This window comes from Staphylococcus sp. HMSC077D08 (assembly GCF_001837945.1).
GTDB lineage: Bacteria > Bacillota > Bacilli > Staphylococcales > Staphylococcaceae > Staphylococcus > Staphylococcus epidermidis.
Genome location: NZ_KV834820.1, coordinates 2280 through 26284 on the forward strand (window position 1 = coordinate 2280; position 24005 = coordinate 26284).

The window sequence follows — 24005 nt, forward strand, 5'->3', positions numbered from 1 at the left end:
ATTTAAAAATGAAGAATGACAAACAAAAAGAAAAAGAGCAACAATACTATGATGAACAAAAAGAAAGGATAACATTATATATGAAATATAATGTTAAAGATTTCAAAAGTATTGATTTTACAAGTTGCGAAAGAGATCCAATGGGAGGTTACGCAATTAAAGGTTATATTAATAATAATAAAAAATTAAGCTTTACTGCGTCTGCTTATTTAGATGAAAAAAATCAATTTGAAGGAGATTACTCAAGTACTGAAGAATTTGATAAAATAATTATTAAAAATCCTAAAACAGTTTCAGAAATAAAAAAAGAAGAGAAAAATAAAGAAAATGAAAATTAAAACTCTAGTTTTATTAATACTAGTAATTGTAATTATAGGTTCAAGTGGTTATTTAAAAATGAAGAATGACAAACAAAAAGAACAAGAAGAGAAATACTATGATAAACAAAAAGAAAGAATTACTCTTTATATGAAGTATAACGTAAAAGACTTCAAAGCTATTAAATTCACAGAAATTAAGAAGAATCCAATGGATGGATATGCAATAATAGGTTACATAAACAACGATAAAGGTAAAATTTTCACTGCACACATAGGACAATTTGATAACTATCAATTTGAAGATGTGTTATCAACAAGTTCAGAATTGGAGTCAATGATGAAGTCTAAAGAAAAATCTGTTTCAGTAATCAAAAAAGAACAATCTAAAAATTGAACGAATAAAAATTGATTACACCACTTCTCATAGTGGTGTTTTCTACGCTGAGAAACGTATTGTGATGCATCGAGTTTTATTCTTGTGTAACCTATGTTTAAAGTGTAAATATAACTGCATGAAATACGAACAACATTGCTGGTCAATCGATATTTGAAATAGGTCGCAGATTGAAACATGTTAAAGAAAATGATTTAGCACATGGAGAATTTAGCAAGTGGTTAAAAATTTAAATTTAGATTGGAATACTGATAACAGATTTATGAAGGTTTCATCAGAATTACCAAATTCTGATACGTACCACAATTTAGGTTCAAGTGCTTTATATCTTATTACAACTCTCCCCGAACCAGAACGCACCAAAGAACACATAACGTCAAATTGAGAAACTAAAACACCAGACGAGATGACTGTTCGAGAATTGCGAGAGTTAAAGAAACAACTTAAACAACGAGATGAACAAAATGCTCAACTCCAATCACAAGTGGGACAAGCACAACGCTCTGAATCAATCGCACGTAAGAAAATAGAAGATGCTGAGAAATAAACGAAAAAAGTATCCTAATAGAACTAAAATTATAAATGATGTTCTATTAGAGGGTTAAAATTAAAAGAGCCTAGCAAATCAATGCTAAGCACTTATTTTTATACTCTTAAATCAAGATATAACTTTTCTGCATATGGTAATAATTCAGGTATATAATTTCTAGCGTAGCCTTCTATAAATCTTAAAGTTTGAGAGTCTGTTATTTCGTCATATTTACCCACATTTTCAATTAATATAGATTTAAATTCTTCAATGTTCATATCATCAGTACTTTTGTTATTAGACAACCTTATAAATGCCATAAATACTTTTTCAAATTCATCTAGAGTGATACCTAAATCTAAACATAAAAGACTTATTGATTTTGTATTGTAAGGATGATGTCCTACGATTTCAGCTAGTTCTGAAACTGCTTGATATAGTAACCTTATATCATCTTTATTTTCAAACATTATTTTCACTCCTAAACAAGTAATTTAATACCTTCTTTTACTGCAACTTTAACTTGACCAGCGAGGCCTTTTTTAACGCCAGCTTCTACTAATCCTCTATACACTGCATCAGCAACTGAGTTAGCTGGGACTTTAGATAATTTTAACAAAGGTCGTAGTTCTGCATCAATTGCGTCGAAATTTTTTGAAACAGCATTTGTTGCTTTTTGATTGCCAGTAAAAGTTTTAACTACACCTACTAATTTACCTTTATTATTTAATATACCCTTAATAGCTTTTTTAGTAAGATATGTCCCACCTACATAGGTTTGTACATCTTTTTTGTTTTCATTAGTTTGTTGATTTGTCTTGTTATCTAGAGGTTGTTGAACATTGCTATTTTGCGTTTGAACTTGTTCTTCTGCACTTGCTAAAGGTGAAACACATGTTAATAAAACAGCACTTAAGACTAGTGATCCAACAGTTTTTGTGATTTTCATTATACAGTGATCTCCTTTAATAGTGAATTTGCAAAAACAAAACTTTGCAATATAAGTATAAGACTAAGCAAACATAAAAAGTTTAATAATTTGTAAGTGTCTATGTTCTATGCCTAGTAGTCTAATGTAAAAAACACTACCATTAAATGAGAGAGTATGTCATTTTAAAAAGAAGTGCCCTAAAATTCTAATTGATCATTTACAGCAAGATAGATAACACCACTTAATTGTGGCGTTTTTTACGCTGAGAAACGTACTGTGTTGCATCGAGTTTTATTCTTGTGTAACTATGTGTTTTAAGTGATTGATAAACGCTCTGTAATATTCCTACAAACATCAATTTAAGCAACATTTTGCAGAGTTTTAGAAGTGGATGAAGTAAGGTGTAAACAACATTTAGATTTTTATTTGTATATTAAATAATTTTTTTTCTATTAATATGATAGAGTTTTAATTAAGTAACTCTAAAAAAGGAGAAGAAAAATGAAAAAATTTGATGCTCATTTACATATAATAGATTATGAATATCAAATAAATGAAAATAACGGTTATATGCCACTTGAATATAAAAGCGAAGTTAATTCTTTAAATATTATAGGTGGCGCTATTGTTTCAGGATCTTTTCAAGGTTTTGACCAGTCATACTTAATTGATACATTAAATAAATTAAATGGTAATTATGTAGGAGTAACACAATTGCCTCATTCTGTTACTGATGATGAATTGATTTTTTTAAATAATCAAGGTGTTTCTGGCTTGAGGTTCAATGTAAAACGTGGTGGTTCAGAAGACTTATCAAAGCTTGAATATTTTGCAAAAAGAGTAAATGAAGTTGTTGGCTGGCATACAGAATTATATATTGATTCGAAGAAATTGTCTGATATTAAAACAACTATTAAAAAGTTACCTGCAGTTTCAATAGATCACTTAGGGCTGTCAAAAGAGGGATTACCACATATGCTTGATTTAGTTGAACAAGGTGTGAAAGTAAAGGCTACTGGCTTTAGCAGGACTGATTTAGATATTCCCAATACTTTGAGATCTATATATAATATTAATCCAGAAGCACTAATGTTTGGTACAGATTTACCATCGACCAGAGCACCATACAGGTTTAACGAGAATGATATTCAAATTATAGAAAATAATTTCACTAACGAAGAGTGTGAGAATATATTTTATAAAAATGCAACGAAGTGGTATAGGATAAAAGAAATTTAAGTTGATGTAAAATTATTGCTATTCTTTGCCCCAAATTACTTTTGTTTTTTCAATTTTACCATTTTACACACAACTGATTAGTCAATGTAAACGTTGATATGACAATACTTATAGCGATTATCATATCAATAGATAAACGGTTTAATGAACTCCCGCCGTCTCCACTATACAGAGGCTGGGACATAATTCCTAGCAAAATAGCCAGTAAATGAGTTTTCATAAATTCATTTACTGGCTTCTTTATATAATAAAAAAGAAGCGCTTTTGTAGGTTTATACTTAACAAATGCGCTTCTATATCCTTTCACAGTTAAAATTTTAGAACTTAAAATCCTTTCAATTACGCTTTAAATAACTTAGAAATTATGTACATATTTTTTAACCCTTGAATATTAACTCTACAGTAATTGGAACTCATTATAGGTGAATGTGTCCTTTTGTATATCTATAATTTTTAGGGTCTTTAGGTGGAACAAGGGCTCTACTAATATTCAGTAATCCAATTTTACCACATAACATTACGATAATAATAATAAACTCAGTCCAATTATAGTATTCGGAAGTTAAATCCATAGTGAGACCGACTGTACCGAATGCTGATACGACTTCGAAGAGTATTTTGATTAAAGGTATATTGGAATTGATTATGGTAAGTATAAACGTAACCATACCGATAAATGCAATAGAAATGAGAATAGTTACGAAAGACAACTGTATGTATCTTTCTGATATTTCTCGATTAAATATAGAGTTATTTTTTTCTTTGCGTATTGTATTAAAAATAGCGATTGTTGCAACAACAAAAGTTGTAACTTTTATACCACCTGCAGCACTCAATGGTGCACCTCCAATAAACATGAGAGCCATAAGTAATAAAGCTGTAGGTGTTTTAATGTTTCCAACGTCAATTGTGTTAAATCCTGCAGTCCTTGTTGTCACTGATTGGAAAAATGCATTTCCTATTTTTTCAATTAATCCCATGTGTAACATAGAGTTTTGATTTTCTAGTAAAAAGAAGAAAACTGTGCCTATCAAAATTAATAAACCAGTGGTCGTTAACACGAGTTTAGAGTGTAGGGATAATTTTCTAAAACTTTTGGCGTTCCACAAATCAACCACAACTAAATGCCCCAAGCCTCCCAAAATGATAAGTATTGGAATAGTGATAATGATTACCGGATCATTTGAAAAGTCGATTAAGTTGTTTTTAAAAAGGGCGAATCCTGCGTTGTTAAATGCGGAAACTGAAGTGAATAGACTTAAAAATAGACCTTTACCTATACCAAATTTTGGAATAAACGATAAACATAGACAAAGTGTACCAAATAATTCAGTGGCGATGCTGTATATGGCTAGATGTTTAATAAGTTTAATTACACCACCGGGTTCGTCAATATTCCAAGTAATCATAAATAAAATTCTATTGTTAATTGATATTTTCTTATTTAAAAAGATGAGAGTTAGCATTGCTACTGTAACAATACCTAATCCACCAATTTGTATAAGTAATAAGATAATGATTTCCCCAAAAATATTAAATTGTGTTCCGACATCAACTGGTGATAGACCAGTTACTGTGAATGCACTAGAAGCTACAAACAATGCGTCAATAAAGTTAATGGGTTTCCTTCCTGTATAGGGCAAATAGAGTAGAAAAGCACCAATTAAAGTTGTCAACAGAAATAACATAAGATAGAAATATAAAGGTTTATTTACTTTGCTCATAAATTTCCACCATTCTTTATATGAGTTATATAACAAAGATGATAATATCATAAGTGAATTTTAAAGTGTAATAACTTGTTAAAGTTTTTAAATATTTACTATTTACAGTGAGCATAAGCACGATATTAGCTTTAAAAAGATGCTTAGCCTGAATAAGTGATAATTTTTAAAATTGTAGTAGTAAGTATTCAATTAAAATACATCAAAGTAAAGTGGGGGTTAATATGCGTAGTGTAATTAAGTTGGAAAATGCATTTATATTTATAATCACAATCGCTGTTTATTTTAAATTAGAATTTTCTATATGGCTGTTTTTACTTTTACTATTAGTTCCAGATATTTTTATGTTAGGATATGTGATTAATAGAAAAACAGGTAGTTATGTCTACAATATTGGACATACGTGTATCATACCTATAATTATCGCGCTATTATATTTATACATTGATGAAAAGTTACTTTTACAGATTGCTTTAATATGGTTAGCTCATATTAGTATGGATAGAACTATGGGTTTCAGACTTAAATATTCATCAGATACTGATAAAACGACAATACAAAAGATATAATCATAGTTTTCTGAATAGATATTCCAAGTTATACAAATCAATGGTATTAACGATTTAATATAATACAGTAATGGAGAGTGATTATTAAATTTTTTGAATTACCTCATTAAATTAGAAATAAAATGCGTGATATTATTATACTTTTAACTTAATTAATGACTGTTTATAAATAAAATCCCCTAAACAATAATTATTGTCTAGGAGATTTAGCTTATAGTTTAAAAAGTTTTTGAAGTATGTTGCATCAAGGCATTAAACTCTTCATTTCTTATGTTACTTTGTGTAAGCGTAATTAAATGATTATCTAAATCTTTAATTGTCATTTCAATAGAATTCCATGGTTTTTCTTCAAGGTCTTCCACGATATATTGAGAAGATATTCGTTGTTTTAAAATTCGTATATTTGGTACAAGTATATTTGTATAAACTGCATTACCGACCTCAAACTGCTTGCCAGAAATTAACATTATATCTTGATATTTTGCTAATCGTAAATGTTCCATTAAAATTTGATTTTGTTCATTTTTAAATTTAAAAATACTTTTAAAACCTAAATTCTCTTGATACCATTCTGATGATTTCTCTATGTCGTTAACTAACATTTTATTAAACATAGGCATACTATATAATTCCATAGTTAATCCTCCTTTATTGGTAAGATCAACTTTAATCTATAACGTAACGTCAATGTCAAGGACGATAAAACAAATGAAGTCGATAATATCAACTGTTAATTTTAGTCTGATTCTAGAAGGCATTGTTGAAGTATCTTAAGTGATATTTTCAATGCGATTATTTTAATAAATGTAGTTATGAGCAAACCATGATGGTTATATCTTTAAACATTAAAAGTTGGTATTAAAGGTAAGACATATATAGTGACTAAAATAGTAATAAATAATATCGTGTATGTTGAGATGATTAAATAAAAAAGAGCTATACATTAAATAATAGATTTTATCCGTCTATACATAAAACGTTGGCCCTTATCTTTCGCTCAATTAAAAAAATTACGCTTGTTGGTAAGTGTAGTTGGTTGAGATAACTATATGCCTAAATAGTGTTTAGATATATAATGAACGAGATATCCCATTAAGCATAATACACCGAGTGATATAAAAACTGCAGAAAAATTTCTGCAATGACTTTTATAAGATAATCCTTGATTTTGTGCTAAAAAGAAACTAAAAATATATAGTCCGATTCCTATTATAAAAAAGCCTATAATTACGTATAACATATAAACCTCTTTCTATTTAGTTGAACTAAATGTAAATTTTTAATTTTTGTAATAATTATTTGCATCTAGAACTTTCTGTGCGTCATCTCCTTCGTAATTACCATTGAGAATTTCGTCACGAATTTGTCTCTTACTAGAAGATAGTCCATTCCTAGTATTATTTATCCATTCTTGATTTGGCATGTTCATATATTTGTTATTTGGCGTGTACTCAGGTTGTTATTGCAAATTGTTGAAATGGTATTTGAATTTTGATTATATTGAGTATCTTTAGAATTATTACTTTCATCAATAGCTTGTTCTTGAGTTTGAATTGTATTTTGAGAGCTTTTAAGAATCATAAATCACTGTAGTAATGTTCAATGAACTTATTCATTGTAATTCTTAAGCTTGAGATGCTTTGTTTTTACTTTGACTTCTCATTTCAATATTTTTTCTGAGCTATATTTGGAGTTTAGACCACATGCCGTTAAGAATAGTGATATTGATAAGAAAAACAACTAATGCTTTAACTTTCATTAGTAATTTCTCCAAATACTAAATTTATATAACTATTAATTTGAACAGCGAAACGAAAATAACAAACGTATTCCATATTTATTCTTATATAAAACACAGTATACAATGTAAATTTATAACCGACAATATTAGGATTAATTGCTACTGTATTATAGAGAATATAAAATGTTGTCATTAACATATGATTTAAAAAATAGTATGATTGTTTATTACTATATGTAATAAGGGGAATGTGAAATCATGAAAGTATCAATACTATATTGTCTATAACGTTAGGAAATAAAAAAGTTCCAAATGAATACAAAAATGCAATTCTTTTGGAACTTTGTGTCTCATTAATTAATTATTTAGTTGAATATTATAGAAATACCTTCTGACCATTTCTATAACCATCATCCAAACAATGTGTCCGAAAAATTCTGATAGGTGTTCTGAAAATGGTTGATTAAAAGCATTAGGTACGACATGCATCATCGGCATTAAGATTAAATGAAAAACGATCCAAATAACTATACCAAATAAAGCACCATAACCTAATGTGATTTTTGTATATTTCTTTGCGATATAAATATAGATGATTGCAATAGCGATAGAAAAACTATAGTGTACGATAAAACTTATCCAAGGTAATGCATGCTCAGAAAAATTGTATGTGAGATGGGTTATATCTGACGGAATACCTAGTAATTGTAAGAGTTGTTGAGGTGGGTTAGTGGCATCTCTACTAGGTGTTCGGGGTGGGAACATTACCTCCCAACCTAGTTTGACTACACCAGATAAAAGTCCTGCTATTATGCCAGCTATTAGTAGTTTAAACCTACTCTGATTTTTTTGATGATTCATTTTGCATGTCTCCTTATGTTCCTCATTTATATTTAAACACCATTAGCGTTGTTAAAAAGAGAAACTTTAATAGAATTCAACCTAATTATATTACTTTTATGTCCTTTAAATGTTTAAATAATATGAACTTTAATTTAAAGGAAATGTTAGTTTTATAACATATTAAAAAATTGAGTTATAAAAAGTTAGAGAAGTTACAAACGAATACTCATTTAAGTTATTTAAATGAGATTAAGGGTATAATAACTTTAAAATTAAACAGATGTAAAAAGATGGAGGAAAAACATGGAAAATAAACCTGATTATTTTCACCACATTGAACATAGAAAGTTTCAAAGTAGCTCAAAAATTACATTATGGTTATCTTTAGTTATTACTATGATATTCACTGTAGTTGAGTTAGTAGGAGGTATTGTGTCAAATTCACTAGCGTTACTCTCTGACTCATTTCACATGCTAAGTGATGTTCTAGCATTAGGTTTATCAATGGTAGCGATTTATTTCTCGAGCAAGCCGCCTACAAAGAACTATACATATGGTTTTTTACGCTTGGAAATTATCGTAGCTTTTCTCAATGGCTTAGCACTTATTGTTATTTCACTAGGAATTATGTATGAGGGTATCATGAGAATTATACACCCTAGACCTGTTGAAAGTGGCATTATGATTCTAATTGCGTTTATTGGTTTAATTGCCAATATCGTATTGACCATCATTTTAATGATTTCTCTAAAAAAAGAGAATAATATTAATATTCAAAGTGCATTATGGCATTTCATTGGTGATTTATTAAATTCTTTAGGTATTATTGTGGCGTTTGTGTTGATTCATTTTACTGGATGGAACATTGTTGACCCAATTATTAGTATTCTCATTTCATTGATTATTTTAAGAGGAGGATACAAAATTATTAAAAATGCTTCAAAAGTTCTGATGGAGCGTGTGCCGGATCGATATGATGCAGATGAAATTATGGGAGCAATGAAAGATGTTGAAGGCGTGATAGATATTCATGAATTCCATTTATGGAGTGTTACAACGAATCAAAGTTCTTTAAGTGCACATGTTGTACTAAGTGATGACTACATTAAATCGCCTTATGCTACAATAAATAAAGTTTCGGATTTGTTAAAAACACAATACGGTTTAGAACATGTAACACTTCAAATTGAAAATATAAACCTCAATCATTTAGATGAGGATTATTTCAAACAACTTCAAGAATAGGGGAGTAGTATTTTACTGATTAAGAGTTTTTTTGCATAAATAATGTGTATGAAAAAGTTACTTACACTCTAGTTATATAACTTTATCTTAATGAATTAAAAGGACTCCCAAATAAAGTTTGATGAGCATTATTTTATAGCCATTGGATACTAAATTTTATTATTCAAGTTTTATCTTTATGTCTTTTTGTGATGAAACTTGATAACGTTTGTAGAAATATTTTCACTAATTCTATTAATAATTCTGCCGTTATGACTATAGTTCTACTTCATTTTTCAGTGTGCTTTTTTGAAGTTGAATTTTGAATAGTATTGATTGAGCTATGTTCAGCGTCAGACAATCATTAACGTAAAAAACCCCTCTAACAGGAGGGGCGGAGTAGAGAATAGTTTAATATTATTCGTTTTCGTTATTACCGAATAAACCTTTGATGAAAGAGATAACTTTTTTAACTAAGTTAATGATGAACATGTGACTCACCTCCTATGTATTTGTTAACTAAATTATAGTATTGAACTAAAGTAATTGGGTTTCTAGTTCTAAAGTAATCAAAAAATATTCTTAAGTGTAAAATAATTTCAAAAACAAAATAACTTTGAATTCTTTTCTGTTTCGAAAAATATGATATAATTTATGTATTTTATAATTATTATATGTTTGATAAGGATTAATGTTTTAAAAGTAGGGAAAGAAAAAATTCTTGAAGAATTGTATTTCTTTCCCTAACTTTTTAACATGTAGAACATTCAAGTAAAATTCAATACGTTATGTCCTAACAGTTGAAAATGATTGATATAAATGTGTTTGTAATGTAGTCGTGTGAGATAAAATGCCTAAAGGTTTAATTATTAATTGTTCTCTTAAAGGCTTTGATTATTTTTCATCAGTTTTAAAAACATCTTTAAAAAATTGAACACCTTTATTTAATAAATCAAAAATAAACATGAAGTACACCTCCAATTCAATTGATTACAGTTACATTGTATTTGATTTATTTGATTAAAAGTTTAAGTTTGCGTAAATAGTAATATTAATTGCCACGCTGTTAAAAAAATAAATGTAAGAAAATAATATAGTTCTTAATCGTTAAATGTATTTATGATTTTATGAAAAGCTCATTTTGATTCTGAGTTTTAATAAACTATTAATCTGTACAATACCTTATTTATATAGCTTTTGACATTATTGAGAGTTCTAAAATTTATAAAATATAGAAAATACTTTACTTTTCCAAAAATAAGCGTATAGTAGTGATTAAGTAATAAAGTACGTGAAGTTGATTGTGGAATTATTTTTATAGAATATTCTCTTTTAATTAATGGATTTGTTACAAATATTTAGTGCAAAAGCACGTGGAGGTATTCTATATGAATAACGGTACAGTTAAATGGTTTAATGCAGAAAAAGGGTTTGGTTTCATCGAAAGAGAAAATGGCGGAGATGTATTCGTGCATTTCTCAGCAATCGTTGAGGATGGTTATAAATCTTTAGAAGAAGGCCAAAGCGTTGAATTCGATATTGTCGAAGGAGAACGTGGAGAACAAGCTGCAAACGTTGTTAAGATGTAATAATTATATATCTTTACTAAGTCTAGGACAGAAATAACTGTCTTAGGCTTTTTTTGTTGATAATTAAATTAATATTCAGTCCTTTAGTCAGATCTTCAACTGGTAGTTCGAATATCAATTTGTTATGTCTATAAAACATCTCTATTAAAATTCTCTATATAGCTTTCCACGTTGCATTTTATAGAATTTCTTGTGTGTAATTCTTTTTTTATTGTTGATTTATACTTATTAATATACTTTTTTTGGTTTTGTTTTAGAGCAAGTTTATCTATGATGATGATTGATGTATACCATAAGATCATAAAATTAAATAAAAGATAGCAATGAAAAGTGTAGTTGTTTTATAACGATTACTATATTTTAAATGTTAATTCTATTATATTTGTAGTAAAAACCTTTTTGAAATAAAAAAACGCCAATGCAGTTACTTTAATAATGACGAAAATTAAAGTCTGCACGGCGATAACAAGAAGTAATGTTAAACACTCACAGAGTGTAACATGTATAGGTTATCACAAAAATATATTTATATCTAACTAAATTGCTCTAAAGTGATGTGCTTTTTAAAAATCTTCTAAATAATAATTGAAACAATTATAAATTAAATAGTTACTTACTTTAAATTGACTGTGACGATCGATCAAACACACTAATCTCTTTCTCATGTATAGAAACAACAAGTGTGTGGTCATAAATTTGAATGTAATCTGTATTTAAGGCATTAAATTCAGCAAGTATTTTAAAAGAACCATTTCGCAATGGTTCTATAATCGAAATATCATCATGATTGTTTTGAATAATCAATTGTCGTTTGGAGTGATTGTTAATTGTCCAGTCTTTCATATTCATCACCTTACTTGTAATTTTTTAACCAAAGCTACGCTCAATTTCTGTAAAAGCTTTTGTTGTAACCTGAATATTATATATTTTGTTATCTTCAACCTCGCCATCTAAGTAACCTTCATTTATTAAGACTTTACAGTTATGAATGAAATCTTCATATTTTCTATCACAAAAATAATCATCTTGTGCCGTTACAGAATCTTTAAAATGATTAGCTTCTTCTTCTGGTTGCCCCGCATTAGACCTTTCCATATATAATTTATAAAATTTAGCTATTGTATATTTTTGTTCTTTTGTAAGGTTTTCCATCAAAATCTGCCTCCGACTATATTAAATAAATATTATTCCACTTATTAGATTTTAAGTAAGTGCAATTTTTTTAAGCATTACAATATTTATTTTAAAATTTAATTTACCTTTTCGATACCTTTTTGCACTGCGTTCGCAAATTTGTAAAAATCTTTAGTATATTTATCTGAATCACTACGTGTATGTCGATCTAATTTATAATGTTTGAAAAACTGTTTTCGCAATGCAGTCGTGAGTTCTAATTGGACACCTGAATTAGATTCATTTTTATTAGCTATATTATCTGATGACTTTGCATCGATTCTGTTAGGACTTTCTTTTACAGTAAAGTCTTTTTTACGCAATTCTTTTGCGATAGAGTGAGACATCTCTTTATCTTTACCTCCGATATAAACAATAGGGTCATCTCCAGAGAATCCATGTATAGATAATGTTTCTTTAGTGTTTTTAAGTAACTTATCTAATATAGGTTCGTTAAAATGAGTGGATGTTACATGTAGTTGATCGTTATTAGATTTTCGAAGACCTTCAAAGGTATAAAAATTATATTTTCCAACATTGGAAATACGTCGTGCAATTTCAGTCGTACCAGGTTCGATACCTCCACCGTGAATTGCAGTGACTAAAATATCCTTATTTTTACGGTGTTTTGTTTTAATACGCCAATCTTTATTTTTTATCGTATCTTTTTTTAATTCAGTAAAATCTGCGTATCTATCCGTAGAATGAGAACGGTTTGTCTTTAAAGTATTAAAAAGTATTACAACAACAACACAAATTGCGATAATAACGATTGTCAAAATAATATAATATAATCTCGAATGCTGATTGTCTTTGTTTCTCATAGTAACTCCTTTTTTATATAAACAATAAATATTCTTAAATATTTAATAAGGTTATAAATTTAATTCCATTTAATTATTATATACTAAATTTTTACTATATATTTTCTATACCCATTTTGAATGGATACTAATTAATAAAATAAAAGAATTCAAAATCTTCACATTGTTTTAACAATAATGTGGTAATTTATAGTAAAGGGATGTGATGGTGTGATGAATAAAAATCTATTAAAAAAATACTTGAATGATGATAGTTTCAAAGCAGTTGTCGTTGTTATTGGGAATAAGAGAATTGTATTAGAGAATGATATTCATGTTGATTATGAAAACGAAGTTATTATTTATCCATGTAAAAATTGTACACGTATTATACCGTTTAGTTCAATTTCCTATTTAGAACTTATTGATAAGCAAGACCAATTTATTAACTTTTTTAAAGAAGGATGACTATAAATCCCAATGGTAATGTGAAAACGGAATAAGTTCACGTTACCATCGGGATTTTTAATATGTTTTTACTAATTTTAATTTATATTCATCTGTAAAATTATCTGTTAGCGCATAGGGTGAAATAATATATAAACCGTGATCACTTACGGAATTTTTGTCTACCCCGTATTTATATGCTTGATATATAATTTTAGTGCAATATGTAAATGTTTTGCTTTTTAAGTTGAGTGTAACAAGATATTCGCTATCACTGTTCTCATAATGATTCTTTGCCCATTGAGCTGCTTTTGATCCAGCGTTAGGGTGTGAACATCTATAGACTTTTATCCATTCATTTTTACCTTTTCCATATCTGTCACGATAAGATTCAAAATCTTCCGTTAATGGTTTATCCCCGGGGCCTTCAATTTGAAGTACAGTGTCATGATCAATTGCCAAACTACAGTGACCAAAAAAACCATTTAAAACAGGACCTTTTGTAATAATAATATCACCTGGTTTTAGCTGAAAACTTTTATTATCATTTGCAAAACTTTGGTTGGTAAATAACATGAGACTAAAAATAAAAAATATAAATGTTAAGTATATGCTTTTAGATGTTAATTTCATATATTTATAGAAGCTCCTTAAATGTTTCATAAAGCTAGTTACAAAAATAATTGATTTACATCAAATATAATTTAGTAAATCATAATCACGCTATTAAAAAGCATCTCAAAAAGAATACATTGTTTATCTTTTTGAGATGCATAATATAGTATAATGCCTTTTCACTAGAAGTGATTCTATTTCTACATATTATAAAATTCCGAATATAAAAGTATAAATTAAGATGGCAAAACCAAAGATTAAGAAAATTACAGTAAAACCTAGATAAGATTCTTTTCGTTCTTCTCTTTTAGTTTTAAGCATTGTTACCAATAATATCGTTCCTGCGATGATAAATAAGATAGAAAGCCACAGCAAAATTTGGAAATGTAAGCTCATTGATACCCCTCCCTAATCAAAAATTTAGACAAATTCATAAAAAATCGGATAAATATAATATAGTGCTAAGATAATGTTGATAAAAAATAATATTTCACTGAATAAATCACTATAGATAATTACTAAGGTCAAGCTTGAAAAAAGAGCAAAGCCACAAATTGCTAAACCAGGTATTAACCATAACTTATAATCAATATTTGCGTTATAGGTTATGAGAATGTTAAATGTAAAAAATAAAATGGTGAATATCAAGTTGAATACATTTGCTTTGTTTAATTTCATAGGTGTTACACCTCATTAGATACTGCTTGATAGAACTAAGTTATTTATATACTATAATATCATTTATTTCATACAGGTAAATATATTACCTTTAATAAAAAATATTTTATTTGAGACATACACATTATCGACGTTCTTATGGTGAAAAATTTAGTAATACTTTATAATATATATGAATCGATATAATGTTATAGTTGTTTTTAAACCTTTAACAATTGTAATTTCATCACAAGAGACATAATAAATGAAAATTATCATTATTAACAAAAAAGTTTATGTAAATAGTGCAAAAAAGAACTTTTTGCACATAAAAAAATCGAGTAATTTGGTATGATTAATAGGTGAAAGTATATAAGTAGGTGACTTAAGTGTTTTAACACTTTAAAAAGGGGCTGAAATCAAATGTCTTTTTATGATTTTATTTTAGGATTTATCAATGACGATACACCACTAGGCCATTTAGCACAATACATTTTAAATGATGCTGGTTTCCCAAAGGAAGAGAAAAACAATAATTCTATAAGAACTTATGTGCTTCTTAATTATAATGATCGTCAGTTAATCGAAAGTACAAATCGTGCAATTAGTTTATATCAATTAATTTGAATAATACCAGTTATGGGTCTTAAGCGCATTCCAAACATCTTTAGTTTTAAAGTTTATTTCATTATTACGAACACAAAACGGCTCGATAACATTTTGATCTAACCAAGTATTAATTAATTCTTTAGGTACACCATCAAGTAGCATATCTGTTTTGCTTATAATTAAACATTCCCAATCTAAAGAAATTGAATTAGGATTGACATAGTTACATTGACTATGAGCAGACATTATTAATCCTCCTTTATTACATGTAAATCTAATGTTAAGTTATACCCTAAACAAATTTTATTAAACAATCAGCTTTTAAATTGTAAGATTTCTAACTTTTTAAATCATTGGTTTACTTTGTAATTTGGCAGTGATTAAATAAAAGTGTCATAAAAAATGATCGGTGTATAATTTGGTGAATATATTAAATAATGATTGTAGAGGTGTTTACAGTTGGTTAAAACATTATATCTAATGAGACATGGTCAAACAGTATTTAACTTAAAAGGTAAAATACAAGGGGCTAGTGACTCACCTTTGACTGCTTTAGGTGTACAACAAGCGAATGCAGCACAACAATATTTTAAAACGAAAAATATTCATTTTGACTATCTTTATTCATCACCACAACAAAGAGCACGTGACACGTTAGAGAACACTGTGCCAAACCAACAATATTGGTGTGTAAAAGATCTTAAAGAGTGGGGATTTGGATTATTTGAAGGGGAAAGTATCGAGTTATTAAGAGCTATTAAACAACCTAAATATTTGTATGGTGATGCTGTTGTACCATTTGAAGGAGAATCAAGATCTGAAGTTGAACAAAGGGTTAATCGAGCACTCTATGAAATGATGGATACAACAGATGGAGAGACGATTCTAGCAGTGAGTCATGGTAGCACAATTGGTTTATTTGTAAGAAATATATTAGGGTATGATAGGGGAAGTAAATTTGAAATAGGAAATTGTAACATTGTAAAATTTGAATACGATGGAGAAGAATTTATATTTAAAGATATAATTAATCCCATTAAAAAATAGTTTATTTACAAGATAGTTTTAATAATATGCGTACGTTAATTGTTCAATAACTACAGAAAAATTAACATAGCCTCAAATGATTTGTGTAATTTCATTGGAGGCTAAATTTTTAAACTTTTTGTATATGGGAATCACTTAAATAATATATGTTTTGAGTTACTGATTTTTGAAGTAGTCATTTTAAATATCCATATAAACTCATCATCAAAAAGTACTATTTCCATGTATGGACTTAATAATGAAAATGTTTAAAAGGTAAATATAAGTATTTTATTCTGATGACTCAGTTGTTGAATAAATGAGCCAATTTTCGTCAAAATATTCATCGCCAATTTTGCTAGCGTTTTTTTCAAAAGCAAGATTTTCGAAACCTATAGAACTAAAAAACACTTTAGCACTTATATTATTTGATGCAATAGCAATCATCAATGTTTCAATGTTATGTTCTTTAGCGTATTGAATAATATGATTAATTAATTCTCGGTTAACAATTTCATCATTATTTTTAACAAAATTATTTTCAAGAATAGCTTTGTGGCATTTACCTACATAATTCATTTGTTTTAAAGTACATGTTGCAACAAGTTCATCATCTTCAAAAGCACCAAATATATTCCAATAATCAGTATGATTAGACAGGATAGTTTTGAGTCTATCAATGCCAACATTTTCTAAATAGTAACGATCCCATTCATAGTTATGGTGACCAAATTTCATTAATTCAATATAGGAATCCAAATCGTTTTGATTCAATAAACGGATATTGTTCATGGTGACCTCCCATTAAAAGAAATAACATAAATAAAAAATGATTTTTGAAATTAAGACTTATTAAATACATAATAAAAGAATTATTAAAAATACGCAATAATCGTTTTGTTACCATAAAAAACATTATTAACAATATATTTAAAAATCGTTTTTAAAATCCATTTTATATTTTTGGCAATTGAGAAATGATAACTTTGAAATGAATTTATCACATTTTATTTTATCAATATTTTGAAAAAACGAAAGGTATATTTTGAATCTTTACAAAAAATTATTGAAAAGTATGTTATAAATACTAATTAAATAAGCAAGATTGATAACATAAGAAATTTAAAAAGTAATAAAAAACACCCACAATTTGATAGCACAAATTGTGGGTGAAGAATATAATTAATCGATAAAATATTATTCTACTACTTCAACATTTAAGTTTACATCGATATTGCCACGTGTAGCTTTAGAATACGGACAAAAGTCGTGCGCATCTTGTAAATATTTTTCAGCATCTTCTTGTGATAAAACATTTTTAACTTTTGCATGAATATCAACGCTAAGTTTTGGGCTTTCAGCATCTGGATCATCTTCCAAGCGTACTGTTAACGTTACTTCAGGTTCAGCATCGCGCACTTTATTTTGTTTTAAAATTAAATCAAATGCACCATTAAAGCATGAAGCGTAACCTGCAGCAAATAATTGTTCTGGATTAGTCGCTTTACCGTCAGCTTGTTGTGGTGGTAATACATCTACATTTATTGCGTTATCGTCAGTATGGACATGACCTTTACGTCCACCTACGTTAGTTGCTTTAGTTTCATATTGAACTGCCATCATTATTACCTCCTCAAAATGTATGTATTTTATTGATACCCAACAGTAGGTGAACTTAATCATTCATTTGAAATTTTAATAATAAGTTTAGAGATATTTGTATGAATGAAAGAAAATCATATAAAATAAAATTACTATAGTGTACGAAATGAGGGATAGAATGACCCATGTAGATATCGCGGCGACAATTGCACCAGAAGAAAAGCTTTCTAAAACTTTACTCAATGATATAAAAATAAACGAGAAATCAATAGATATCGTTGAATTGCGCATTGACCAATGGCCATCCTTTAATAAGGCATTATTAAAGGAAGTGATTAAGCAATTAAAAATATTCCATTTGAAAATATTAGTAACATATAGAACTTCAATTCAAGGGGGGAAAGGAGCTGTAAATGAGCAAGAGTATTTAAATATATTAGGTGAATTAATCGAGTGCCCACAATTTGATATGATTGATATTGAGTGGAGCAGTGCCGTCAATATTGAAAAATATATGCTTCTTGTTCAACGTGCACAACAAAAAGGGCTTGAAGTTGTTCTTTCGCATCATAATTTTCAAGAAACACCGGCTTTAGATGAACTTAAATTTATTTACTTTAAAATGCAAAAGCTCAATCCTGATTATTTAAAGCTTGCGGTTATGCCTAAAAGTCAAGAGGACGTGTTACATTTATTAGAAGCCATGTCACTGACAGCGAAGCACACATCATGCCGAATTGTCGGTATATCGATGTCTAGTTTGGGTAAAGTCAGCCGAATTGCTCAAGGCGTATTTGGTGGAACGCTGTCTTATGGTTGCATAGAAGAACCACAAGCACCGGGACAGATACATGTCTCTAAGTTAAAATCCTTGGTTTCATTTTATGAGGATTAACTTGTAAGTTTGAATTCAATAACAATGTATCTTATAATTGATAATGGTTATCATGTATAAAATAAAGGGAGCGAAATACATTGGAATTACAAGAAGCTATATCTAATCGTAGAAGCGTCAAAAAATTTAAACACGATATGGTGGTTGATGATCAAACGGTTTACGATGCAATATATAAAGCTGCTGACGCTCCAAATCATGGTATGAGAGAACCATGGAGATTGGTTCATATTTCAAAAGATAAACTCGGTGATTTTAGTAGGGATATCACAAGATTTGCTTTTCCAGATAGTCCTGAAAAGCGAGAGAATCACTTTCATGCAGTAACAAATTTGGGTGGCATGTTGTTGTTGATTTTAAAAGATGATCCAAGACAACGTCAAAGTCGTGAAAATTATTTTGCATTTGGAGCGTTTGCTCAAAATTTAATGTTACTTTTATACGAAGCGGGCATTGGTACTTGTTGGAAGTCGCCACAATATATCTTTGATCCTAAAATACGAAAAGTCTTAGGTGTAAAAGATAATGAAATATTAGCAGGATTTTTGTATCTTACTGATTTAGAAGAAGTACCAACTAAGGCTAAACGTAAAAATAAAAATCTTATTACCGAATTTGAATAAATCATCCGTGATATTGAGCGTGTATTAAAAATAGGTGAGATGTAATTTGTGTTTATCGTTTCACCGTGACAATGAGTAACAGAGTTGAAAACAGAAGTATTTACTTTAGTTACTGACGAATAATACAAGAAAAACCTGAGACGTTTGATAATGTCTCAGGTTTTTTGGTTAAATATTATTGATCTAAATGTTCAGACAAGAATGATTCAACTTGTTCAGGTGATTTAGCATTTGCTGAATGCAAGTGGGCTAATTTTTCACCATTTTGGAATATTAAAATACTTGGGATACCCATAACATCATTTTCAGTTGTTACATCTTCTAATTCGTCACGATCGACCACATACCATTGATAATTATTATATTTTTCAACAATCGGATCTATCCACATATCCATCGCTTTACAATCTGGACACCAGTCGGCTTCAAACTTGATAATTACTGGATCGGTACTATCAATAGTAGAATTAAATTCTTCAGTTTGATGAATATTTTTCATCACTATCTACTCCTTTTTGTAATTTGGTAAACTTATTATAACGAATGACTGCACATTAACAAAAATATTAGCTTGAAAATTAAAGCGTTCAATTAAATATCATGATATATTTAAGTTAATAGAGAGAAGGAGGTAAAAGGTAATTGATTAAATTTTATCAGTATCCCAAATGTACAACGTGCAAAAAAGCTGCAAAGTTTTTAGATGAGCACGATGTGAATTTTGAATCTATTGATATTGTTCAACATACACCGACTAAAAAAGAATTCAAAGATATCGTAGATAAAACGGGTGTGAATATTAATAAGTTGTTTAATACACATGGTATCAAATATCGCGAATTAAATTTAAAAGAGAAACTTAAAAATATGTCTGATGATGAAAAACTAGAACTACTTGCTTCAGATGGAATGTTGGTTAAACGTCCATTAGCTATCTCTGGTAACCATTTGACTTTAGGATTTAAAGAAAATGAGTATCAACACCAATGGTTATAGGTGTGATATTAAATTAGAGAAAGTGAACATTAATAAAAAAATATAAATTAAAATGGTGTTTTGTATATTTAAAAACGAATTTTAATTCATTTATTCTTTGTAATAATAGTTGAATGAATAATATGTGTGTGGCATCATTAAATTGTAATTAAATTAATCAGGAGGGGATTTTCGTGGCAGTACCGAGCGAATTTAAATATTCTAAAGAGCATGAGTGGGTTAAAATTGAAAATAATGTAGCAACAATTGGTATTACAGAATACGCACAAAACGAATTAGGTGATATCGTATTTGTTGAGCTACCTGAAACTGAAGATGAATTAAATGAAGGTGACACATTCGGTAGTGTTGAATCAGTAAAAACAGTATCAGAGTTGTATGCGCCAATTTCTGGGAAAATTGTTGAAGTTAATGAAGAATTGGAAGATAGCCCAGAATTTGTAAATGAATCACCATACGAAAAAGCATGGATGGTTAAAATTGAAATTAGTGACGATAGTCAATTAGAAGAATTATTATCAGCAGATCAATACTCAGAAATGATTGGTGAATAATGATTACAAACTCCTCGATTAGATTTAATCAAGGAGTTTTTTTAGAAGAAATAACTTTAATCAGAAACGTAAGCCAAGGTTCATGCATGAGTGACACTAACAATTGAAAATTGCAGTAAAAAAGAGGAACGTTTGAGCAAGGCTCAAGCATAAGTGACACTAGCAATTGAAAATTGTAGTGTCACTAAATGTTTAGGTTTTGGGGATTTTGTGAATGATGATAGTGACAGTTACTTTGACGCTTAGAAGGTGGATTGACATGGCTATTGTAAATAAGGTTATTATTGTCGAAGGTAAATCGGATAAGAAGAGAGTACAACAAGTGATCGCTGAACCTGTAAACATCATTTGTACACATGGCACTATGAGTATAGATAAGATAGACAACATGATAGAAACACTTTATGACAAACAAGTTTATGTTCTTGCCGATTCTGATGATGAGGGTGAAAAAATTAGAAAATGGTTTAAACGTTATTTAAGCGAAAGTGAACATATTTATGTTGATAAAACGTTTTGTGAAGTTGCTAAGTGCCCCAAAAATTATTTAGCACATGTATTAAGTAGATATGGTTTTAATGTAAAAAAAGAAAAGAAACTTATGAATAATTTAAAAACTGAAAGGCTAGTTTTAGTAAATGAATAAATTGAAGGATATTGAAGACATAACTGTTAATTTTAATAAAGATAAACATCTCATATTTGGTTATACACCAATGTGTGGAACATGTAAGATTTCTGAAAGGATGTTGGATATTTCTAATGAAATCTTACAATTGCCAATAAAAAAAATAGATCTTAATTTTCATCCTGAATGGAGTAAAGAGAAACAAATTATGTCTGTTCCTGTATTGCTGCTTATGCGTAGAGATGAAGAGATAAAAAGAATCTATGCATTTCAGTCAGTTACTTATTTGTTAGAAAATTTAAAATAATTATTGACGAAACATTAGTACGATGGTAGGATTAATACAAATTAAATAATGCTTTAACTCTTATCGAGAGAGGTGGAGGGATGTGCCCTAAGAAGCCCGGCAACCGTCTAAAATAGAAATGGTGCCAATTCACATAAAGTATAACTTTAGAAGATGAGAGAAAGAACATTTCAACAAATGCTTTCTCAAATTTTCTAAAAATTGAGAAAGCATTTTTAATTTGATTACTAAGCAACAGAAGGAGGCTATTAACGTGATTAAGCTAAACCAAATTGTTAAACGCTATCATACCAAGGACAAAGATGTTCTTGCTGTTGATCACGTTGATTTAAACATTGAATCCGGCTCTATTTTTGGTGTGATTGGTTTCTCAGGAGCTGGTAAAAGTACGCTCATAAGAATGTTTAACAACTTAGAATCTCCAACGTCAGGTGAAATCATTATAGATGGAGACAATATAAGTCAATTATCTAAATCACAGTTACGAAAAAAACGACAAAAGGTGAGTATGATTTTTCAACATTTTAACTTGCTATGGTCAAGAAATGTATTGAAAAATGTAACATTTCCATTAGAAATTGCTGGCGTTCCAAGTGGTCGAGCTAAACAAAAAGCATTGGAACTTATTGAACTTGTCGGTCTAAAAGGTCGAGAAAGTGCGTATCCGTCTGAATTATCAGGCGGACAAAAACAAAGAGTGGGTATTGCGAGAGCATTAGCTAATGATCCAGATGTATTGTTATGTGATGAGGCGACAAGTGCATTAGATCCACAAACTACAGATGAAATTCTAGATTTATTATTGAAGGTAAGGGAACAACAAAATCTAACTATTGTACTTATAACACATGAAATGCATGTTATACGAAGAATTTGTGATGAAGTTGCTGTAATGGAAAACGGTAAAGTTATTGAACAAGGAGCGGTAAGTAAAGTATTTGAGAATCCACAACATGAAGTAACGAAACGTTTTGTGAAAGATGATTTAAACGATGATTTTGAAGATTCTTTAGAGTATTTGGAGCCATTAGATCATGATGCATATATTGTGAGGTTAAACTTTACTGGTGATAATACGACTGAGCCTATCATATCTTATATGACGAAGACACATAACATAGATGTGAATATTCTTGAAGCGGATATTAAGAATACTAAAAACGGTTCGCTTGGATTTTTAGTTATTCACATACCACATATAAGTGAGGAACATTTCAAGCAATTTAAACATAATCTTCACGAACAACACGTTAATGTGGAGGTGCTAAGACATGGGTAAATCTTACGGTGAAATATTTCATGAAATGGTGACAATGCCGAATGTTCAGTGGCCAGAGGTTTGGCAAGCAATTTTAGAAACTCTATATATGACTGTTGTTTCGACACTTTTTGCATTTGTCTTTGGACTTATATTAGGGGTATTACTCTTTTTATCTGCGAAAAGTAACTCATTGGCTGCTAAGATTTTCTACACGATTGTGTCATTCATTGTTAATTTATTTAGAGCAATTCCATTTATCATATTAATTTTACTGTTAATTCCATTTACAAGTGTACTTCTCGGAACAATCAGTGGTCCAACTGGTGCATTACCAGCACTTATTATTGGTGCAGCGCCATTCTACGCTAGATTGGTCGAGATTGCTTTTAAAGAAATTGATAAAGGTGTTATAGAAGCTGCTTGGTCAATGGGAGCGAACACTTGGATAGTTGTGAGAAAAGTACTACTTCCTGAAGCAATGCCTGCATTAGTCTCAGGTATTACCGTTACTGCAATTGCTTTGGTAGGTTCTACAGCTATTGCAGGTGTTATTGGCGCAGGTGGTTTAGGTAATTTAGCATATTTAACAGGATTTACTCGAAATCAAAATGATGTCATTTTAGTTTCAACAGTATTTATTTTAATTATTGTATTTATAATCCAGTTCCTAGGGGATTGGCTTACAAATAAAATCGATAAACGCTAA

General features: G+C 29.1%; 35 protein-coding genes and 1 riboswitch. Of the genes, 19 read left to right on the plus strand and 16 right to left on the minus strand.

The features are described 5' to 3' along the window. The 4 genes from HMPREF2663_RS09745 to HMPREF2663_RS13110 form a co-directional block, all read left to right on the plus strand. The coding region (locus tag HMPREF2663_RS09745; RefSeq protein ID WP_176746342.1) for a DUF1433 domain-containing protein at positions 1–338 on the plus strand (338 nt) is incomplete at its 5' end. After that, complete coding sequence (locus HMPREF2663_RS09750) at positions 328–714, plus strand: DUF1433 domain-containing protein (protein ID WP_002490761.1); 387 nt, start codon at positions 328–330, stop codon at positions 712–714. The genes HMPREF2663_RS09745 and HMPREF2663_RS09750, both read left to right, overlap by 11 nt. Positions 715–884: 170 nt before the next feature. Continuing rightward, positions 885–947, plus strand: a complete 63-nt coding sequence (locus HMPREF2663_RS13105) for a hypothetical protein (protein ID WP_229378760.1) — start codon at positions 885–887, stop codon at positions 945–947. Positions 948–1135: 188 nt separating this feature from the next. Further along, positions 1136–1261 (plus strand): hypothetical protein, encoded by a 126-nt coding sequence (locus HMPREF2663_RS13110; RefSeq protein WP_020366806.1) that lies wholly within the window; start codon positions 1136–1138, stop codon positions 1259–1261. A 98-nt stretch (positions 1262–1359) separates the two neighbouring features. Here HMPREF2663_RS13110 and HMPREF2663_RS09755 read toward each other — a convergent pair whose 3' ends face one another. Both HMPREF2663_RS09755 and HMPREF2663_RS09760 read right to left on the minus strand, forming a co-directional pair. Further along, positions 1360–1713 carry a hypothetical protein gene (locus HMPREF2663_RS09755; protein ID WP_002457239.1) on the minus strand — a complete coding sequence of 118 codons (354 nt, stop codon included), beginning with the start codon at positions 1711–1713 and terminating at the stop codon, positions 1360–1362. Between the two features lie 11 nt (positions 1714–1724). Beyond that, positions 1725–2192: a hypothetical protein gene (locus tag HMPREF2663_RS09760; protein WP_002457238.1), complete on the minus strand. Its 468-nt coding sequence runs from the start codon at positions 2190–2192 to the stop codon at positions 1725–1727. A gap of 483 nt (positions 2193–2675) precedes the next feature. On the opposite strand from HMPREF2663_RS09760, the gene HMPREF2663_RS09765 reads away from it, so the two are divergent. Next, positions 2676–3413, plus strand: coding sequence for an amidohydrolase family protein (locus HMPREF2663_RS09765; RefSeq protein WP_002457237.1), 738 nt, complete (start codon positions 2676–2678; stop codon positions 3411–3413). A gap of 416 nt (positions 3414–3829) precedes the next feature. Here the strand turns inward: HMPREF2663_RS09765 and HMPREF2663_RS09770 are convergent, their stop codons facing one another. Then, positions 3830–5137, minus strand: coding sequence for a TrkH family potassium uptake protein (locus HMPREF2663_RS09770; RefSeq protein WP_002474948.1), 1308 nt, complete (start codon positions 5135–5137; stop codon positions 3830–3832). A 224-nt stretch (positions 5138–5361) separates the two neighbouring features. Here HMPREF2663_RS09770 and HMPREF2663_RS09775 point away from each other — a divergent pair, with 224 nt between their 5' ends. Further along, a complete protein-coding gene (locus HMPREF2663_RS09775; RefSeq protein WP_038813099.1) occupies positions 5362–5706 on the plus strand; it encodes a DUF4260 domain-containing protein in 345 nt (114 codons plus the stop codon). Between the two features lie 218 nt (positions 5707–5924). Here HMPREF2663_RS09775 and HMPREF2663_RS09780 read toward each other — a convergent pair whose 3' ends face one another. Both HMPREF2663_RS09780 and HMPREF2663_RS09785 read right to left on the minus strand, forming a co-directional pair. Beyond that, entirely contained in the window at positions 5925–6341 is a 417-nt protein-coding gene (locus HMPREF2663_RS09780; protein ID WP_070593329.1) for a VOC family protein, read from the minus strand. A gap of 1463 nt (positions 6342–7804) precedes the next feature. Then, positions 7805–8308 carry a YagU family protein gene (locus HMPREF2663_RS09785; RefSeq protein ID WP_002487167.1) on the minus strand — a complete coding sequence of 168 codons (504 nt, stop codon included), beginning with the start codon at positions 8306–8308 and terminating at the stop codon, positions 7805–7807. Between the two features lie 285 nt (positions 8309–8593). Between HMPREF2663_RS09785 and HMPREF2663_RS09790 the strand changes: the two genes are divergently transcribed. Continuing rightward, positions 8594–9535: a cation diffusion facilitator family transporter gene (locus HMPREF2663_RS09790; protein WP_070846349.1), complete on the plus strand. Its 942-nt coding sequence runs from the start codon at positions 8594–8596 to the stop codon at positions 9533–9535. 396 nt (positions 9536–9931) lie between these two features. On the opposite strand, the gene HMPREF2663_RS13235 is transcribed toward HMPREF2663_RS09790, so the two are convergent. Continuing rightward, a complete protein-coding gene (locus HMPREF2663_RS13235) occupies positions 9932–10006 on the minus strand; it encodes an epsilon family phenol-soluble modulin (protein WP_095658922.1) in 75 nt (24 codons plus the stop codon). Positions 10007–10902: 896 nt separating this feature from the next. Between HMPREF2663_RS13235 and HMPREF2663_RS09795 the strand changes: the two genes are divergently transcribed. Continuing rightward, positions 10903–11103, plus strand: coding sequence for a cold-shock protein (locus tag HMPREF2663_RS09795; RefSeq protein WP_001829681.1), 201 nt, complete (start codon positions 10903–10905; stop codon positions 11101–11103). A 618-nt stretch (positions 11104–11721) separates the two neighbouring features. On the opposite strand, the gene HMPREF2663_RS09800 is transcribed toward HMPREF2663_RS09795, so the two are convergent. The 3 genes from HMPREF2663_RS09800 to HMPREF2663_RS09810 form a co-directional block, all read right to left on the minus strand. Beyond that, on the minus strand, positions 11722–11946 hold the full coding sequence (locus HMPREF2663_RS09800; protein WP_002474944.1) for a hypothetical protein: 225 nt from the start codon (positions 11944–11946) through the stop codon (positions 11722–11724). 24 nt (positions 11947–11970) lie between these two features. Next, positions 11971–12255 carry a hypothetical protein gene (locus tag HMPREF2663_RS09805; RefSeq protein ID WP_001829635.1) on the minus strand — a complete coding sequence of 95 codons (285 nt, stop codon included), beginning with the start codon at positions 12253–12255 and terminating at the stop codon, positions 11971–11973. Between the two features lie 98 nt (positions 12256–12353). Then, positions 12354–13100, minus strand: a complete 747-nt coding sequence (locus tag HMPREF2663_RS09810; RefSeq protein WP_070593324.1) for a poly-gamma-glutamate hydrolase family protein — start codon at positions 13098–13100, stop codon at positions 12354–12356. Between the two features lie 213 nt (positions 13101–13313). Here HMPREF2663_RS09810 and HMPREF2663_RS09815 point away from each other — a divergent pair, with 213 nt between their 5' ends. After that, on the plus strand, positions 13314–13547 hold the full coding sequence (locus tag HMPREF2663_RS09815) for a hypothetical protein (RefSeq protein ID WP_002445996.1): 234 nt from the start codon (positions 13314–13316) through the stop codon (positions 13545–13547). 57 nt (positions 13548–13604) lie between these two features. Here the strand turns inward: HMPREF2663_RS09815 and lnsA are convergent, their stop codons facing one another. The 3 genes from lnsA to tsaA all read right to left on the minus strand — a co-directional run bounded on the left by lnsA (position 13605) and on the right by tsaA (position 14819). Continuing rightward, positions 13605–14159 (minus strand): lipoprotein N-acylation protein LnsA, encoded by a 555-nt coding sequence (gene lnsA / locus HMPREF2663_RS09820; RefSeq protein WP_002490730.1) that lies wholly within the window; start codon positions 14157–14159, stop codon positions 13605–13607. A 189-nt stretch (positions 14160–14348) separates the two neighbouring features. Next, positions 14349–14537 (minus strand): type II toxin-antitoxin system toxin TsaT, encoded by a 189-nt coding sequence (gene tsaT, locus HMPREF2663_RS09825; protein ID WP_002445998.1) that lies wholly within the window; start codon positions 14535–14537, stop codon positions 14349–14351. Positions 14538–14561: 24 nt separating this feature from the next. Further along, entirely contained in the window at positions 14562–14819 is a 258-nt protein-coding gene (gene tsaA, locus HMPREF2663_RS13115) for a type II toxin-antitoxin system antitoxin TsaA (RefSeq protein WP_002445999.1), read from the minus strand. 402 nt (positions 14820–15221) lie between these two features. On the opposite strand from tsaA, the gene HMPREF2663_RS09835 reads away from it, so the two are divergent. After that, on the plus strand, positions 15222–15425 hold the full coding sequence (locus tag HMPREF2663_RS09835) for a sterile alpha motif-like domain-containing protein (RefSeq protein WP_002446000.1): 204 nt from the start codon (positions 15222–15224) through the stop codon (positions 15423–15425). Here HMPREF2663_RS09835 and HMPREF2663_RS09840 read toward each other — a convergent pair. After that, positions 15417–15653, minus strand: coding sequence for a hypothetical protein (locus HMPREF2663_RS09840; protein ID WP_002446001.1), 237 nt, complete (start codon positions 15651–15653; stop codon positions 15417–15419). The genes HMPREF2663_RS09835 and HMPREF2663_RS09840 overlap by 9 nt on opposite strands. 213 nt (positions 15654–15866) lie before the next feature. Here HMPREF2663_RS09840 and HMPREF2663_RS09845 point away from each other — a divergent pair, with 213 nt between their 5' ends. Next, entirely contained in the window at positions 15867–16454 is a 588-nt protein-coding gene (locus tag HMPREF2663_RS09845; RefSeq protein ID WP_002490737.1) for a histidine phosphatase family protein, read from the plus strand. Between the two features lie 270 nt (positions 16455–16724). Here HMPREF2663_RS09845 and HMPREF2663_RS09850 read toward each other — a convergent pair whose 3' ends face one another. Both HMPREF2663_RS09850 and HMPREF2663_RS09855 read right to left on the minus strand, forming a co-directional pair. Then, positions 16725–17225, minus strand: coding sequence for a GNAT family N-acetyltransferase (locus HMPREF2663_RS09850; RefSeq protein WP_002446003.1), 501 nt, complete (start codon positions 17223–17225; stop codon positions 16725–16727). Positions 17226–17630: 405 nt separating this feature from the next. Beyond that, the gene (locus HMPREF2663_RS09855) at positions 17631–18053 is read right to left on the minus strand and encodes an organic hydroperoxide resistance protein (RefSeq protein WP_002457221.1); all 423 of its coding nucleotides are present in this window, start codon (positions 18051–18053) and stop codon (positions 17631–17633) included. Positions 18054–18213: 160 nt separating this feature from the next. Between HMPREF2663_RS09855 and aroD the strand changes: the two genes are divergently transcribed. Then, a complete protein-coding gene (gene aroD, locus HMPREF2663_RS09860) occupies positions 18214–18930 on the plus strand; it encodes a type I 3-dehydroquinate dehydratase (protein WP_002475962.1) in 717 nt (238 codons plus the stop codon). An 80-nt stretch (positions 18931–19010) separates the two neighbouring features. Next, positions 19011–19553, plus strand: a complete 543-nt coding sequence (locus tag HMPREF2663_RS09865) for a nitroreductase family protein (RefSeq protein ID WP_002475966.1) — start codon at positions 19011–19013, stop codon at positions 19551–19553. A gap of 175 nt (positions 19554–19728) precedes the next feature. Here the strand turns inward: HMPREF2663_RS09865 and HMPREF2663_RS09870 are convergent, their stop codons facing one another. Further along, entirely contained in the window at positions 19729–20052 is a 324-nt protein-coding gene (locus HMPREF2663_RS09870; RefSeq protein ID WP_002446008.1) for a thioredoxin family protein, read from the minus strand. A 143-nt stretch (positions 20053–20195) separates the two neighbouring features. Between HMPREF2663_RS09870 and HMPREF2663_RS09875 the strand changes: the two genes are divergently transcribed. The 6 genes from HMPREF2663_RS09875 to HMPREF2663_RS09900 all read left to right on the plus strand — a co-directional run bounded on the left by HMPREF2663_RS09875 (position 20196) and on the right by HMPREF2663_RS09900 (position 24005). Continuing rightward, positions 20196–20549 carry an arsenate reductase family protein gene (locus HMPREF2663_RS09875; protein ID WP_002446009.1) on the plus strand — a complete coding sequence of 118 codons (354 nt, stop codon included), beginning with the start codon at positions 20196–20198 and terminating at the stop codon, positions 20547–20549. A 173-nt stretch (positions 20550–20722) separates the two neighbouring features. Next, positions 20723–21103 carry a glycine cleavage system protein GcvH gene (gene gcvH / locus HMPREF2663_RS09880; protein ID WP_002475964.1) on the plus strand — a complete coding sequence of 127 codons (381 nt, stop codon included), beginning with the start codon at positions 20723–20725 and terminating at the stop codon, positions 21101–21103. Between the two features lie 259 nt (positions 21104–21362). After that, the gene (locus tag HMPREF2663_RS09885) at positions 21363–21749 is read left to right on the plus strand and encodes a toprim domain-containing protein (protein ID WP_002457216.1); all 387 of its coding nucleotides are present in this window, start codon (positions 21363–21365) and stop codon (positions 21747–21749) included. Beyond that, positions 21742–22038, plus strand: a complete 297-nt coding sequence (locus HMPREF2663_RS09890; RefSeq protein ID WP_070593322.1) for a thioredoxin family protein — start codon at positions 21742–21744, stop codon at positions 22036–22038. The genes HMPREF2663_RS09885 and HMPREF2663_RS09890 overlap by 8 nt, the downstream gene beginning before the upstream one ends. A 57-nt stretch (positions 22039–22095) precedes the next feature. Further along, positions 22096–22198, plus strand: a riboswitch (SAM riboswitch). Between the two features lie 93 nt (positions 22199–22291). After that, the gene (locus HMPREF2663_RS09895) at positions 22292–23317 is read left to right on the plus strand and encodes a methionine ABC transporter ATP-binding protein (protein ID WP_002457215.1); all 1026 of its coding nucleotides are present in this window, start codon (positions 22292–22294) and stop codon (positions 23315–23317) included. After that, positions 23310–24005, plus strand: a complete 696-nt coding sequence (locus HMPREF2663_RS09900; protein ID WP_002446013.1) for a methionine ABC transporter permease — start codon at positions 23310–23312, stop codon at positions 24003–24005. Before HMPREF2663_RS09895 ends, HMPREF2663_RS09900 begins: the two co-directional genes overlap by 8 nt.

Coding starts and splice junctions, on each gene's coding strand:
- HMPREF2663_RS09890 (WP_070593322.1), top strand. CDS start 21,742: ATGAATAAATTGAAGGATATTGAAGACATAACTGTTAATTTTAATAAA.
- HMPREF2663_RS09795 (WP_001829681.1), top strand. CDS start 10,903: ATGAATAACGGTACAGTTAAATGGTTTAATGCAGAAAAAGGGTTTGGT.
- HMPREF2663_RS09805 (WP_001829635.1), bottom strand. CDS start 12,255: ATGGAAAACCTTACAAAAGAACAAAAATATACAATAGCTAAATTTTAT.
- tsaT (WP_002445998.1), bottom strand. CDS start 14,537: ATGAGCTTACATTTCCAAATTTTGCTGTGGCTTTCTATCTTATTTATC.
- HMPREF2663_RS09870 (WP_002446008.1), bottom strand. CDS start 20,052: ATGAAAAATATTCATCAAACTGAAGAATTTAATTCTACTATTGATAGT.
- HMPREF2663_RS09755 (WP_002457239.1), bottom strand. CDS start 1,713: ATGTTTGAAAATAAAGATGATATAAGGTTACTATATCAAGCAGTTTCA.
- HMPREF2663_RS09815 (WP_002445996.1), top strand. CDS start 13,314: ATGAATAAAAATCTATTAAAAAAATACTTGAATGATGATAGTTTCAAA.
- HMPREF2663_RS09810 (WP_070593324.1), bottom strand. CDS start 13,100: ATGAGAAACAAAGACAATCAGCATTCGAGATTATATTATATTATTTTG.
- HMPREF2663_RS09750 (WP_002490761.1), top strand. CDS start 328: ATGAAAATTAAAACTCTAGTTTTATTAATACTAGTAATTGTAATTATA.
- HMPREF2663_RS09840 (WP_002446001.1), bottom strand. CDS start 15,653: ATGTCTGCTCATAGTCAATGTAACTATGTCAATCCTAATTCAATTTCT.
- HMPREF2663_RS09790 (WP_070846349.1), top strand. CDS start 8,594: ATGGAAAATAAACCTGATTATTTTCACCACATTGAACATAGAAAGTTT.
- HMPREF2663_RS09775 (WP_038813099.1), top strand. CDS start 5,362: ATGCGTAGTGTAATTAAGTTGGAAAATGCATTTATATTTATAATCACA.
- HMPREF2663_RS09785 (WP_002487167.1), bottom strand. CDS start 8,308: ATGAATCATCAAAAAAATCAGAGTAGGTTTAAACTACTAATAGCTGGC.
- HMPREF2663_RS09885 (WP_002457216.1), top strand. CDS start 21,363: ATGGCTATTGTAAATAAGGTTATTATTGTCGAAGGTAAATCGGATAAG.
- HMPREF2663_RS09855 (WP_002457221.1), bottom strand. CDS start 18,053: ATGGCAGTTCAATATGAAACTAAAGCAACTAACGTAGGTGGACGTAAA.
- tsaA (WP_002445999.1), bottom strand. CDS start 14,819: ATGAAATTAAACAAAGCAAATGTATTCAACTTGATATTCACCATTTTA.
- lnsA (WP_002490730.1), bottom strand. CDS start 14,159: ATGAAATTAACATCTAAAAGCATATACTTAACATTTATATTTTTTATT.
- HMPREF2663_RS09850 (WP_002446003.1), bottom strand. CDS start 17,225: ATGAACAATATCCGTTTATTGAATCAAAACGATTTGGATTCCTATATT.
- HMPREF2663_RS09765 (WP_002457237.1), top strand. CDS start 2,676: ATGAAAAAATTTGATGCTCATTTACATATAATAGATTATGAATATCAA.
- aroD (WP_002475962.1), top strand. CDS start 18,214: ATGACCCATGTAGATATCGCGGCGACAATTGCACCAGAAGAAAAGCTT.
- HMPREF2663_RS09800 (WP_002474944.1), bottom strand. CDS start 11,946: ATGAAAGACTGGACAATTAACAATCACTCCAAACGACAATTGATTATT.
- HMPREF2663_RS09835 (WP_002446000.1), top strand. CDS start 15,222: ATGTCTTTTTATGATTTTATTTTAGGATTTATCAATGACGATACACCA.
- HMPREF2663_RS09780 (WP_070593329.1), bottom strand. CDS start 6,341: ATGGAATTATATAGTATGCCTATGTTTAATAAAATGTTAGTTAACGAC.
- HMPREF2663_RS09770 (WP_002474948.1), bottom strand. CDS start 5,137: ATGAGCAAAGTAAATAAACCTTTATATTTCTATCTTATGTTATTTCTG.
- HMPREF2663_RS09760 (WP_002457238.1), bottom strand. CDS start 2,192: ATGAAAATCACAAAAACTGTTGGATCACTAGTCTTAAGTGCTGTTTTA.
- HMPREF2663_RS09900 (WP_002446013.1), top strand. CDS start 23,310: ATGGGTAAATCTTACGGTGAAATATTTCATGAAATGGTGACAATGCCG.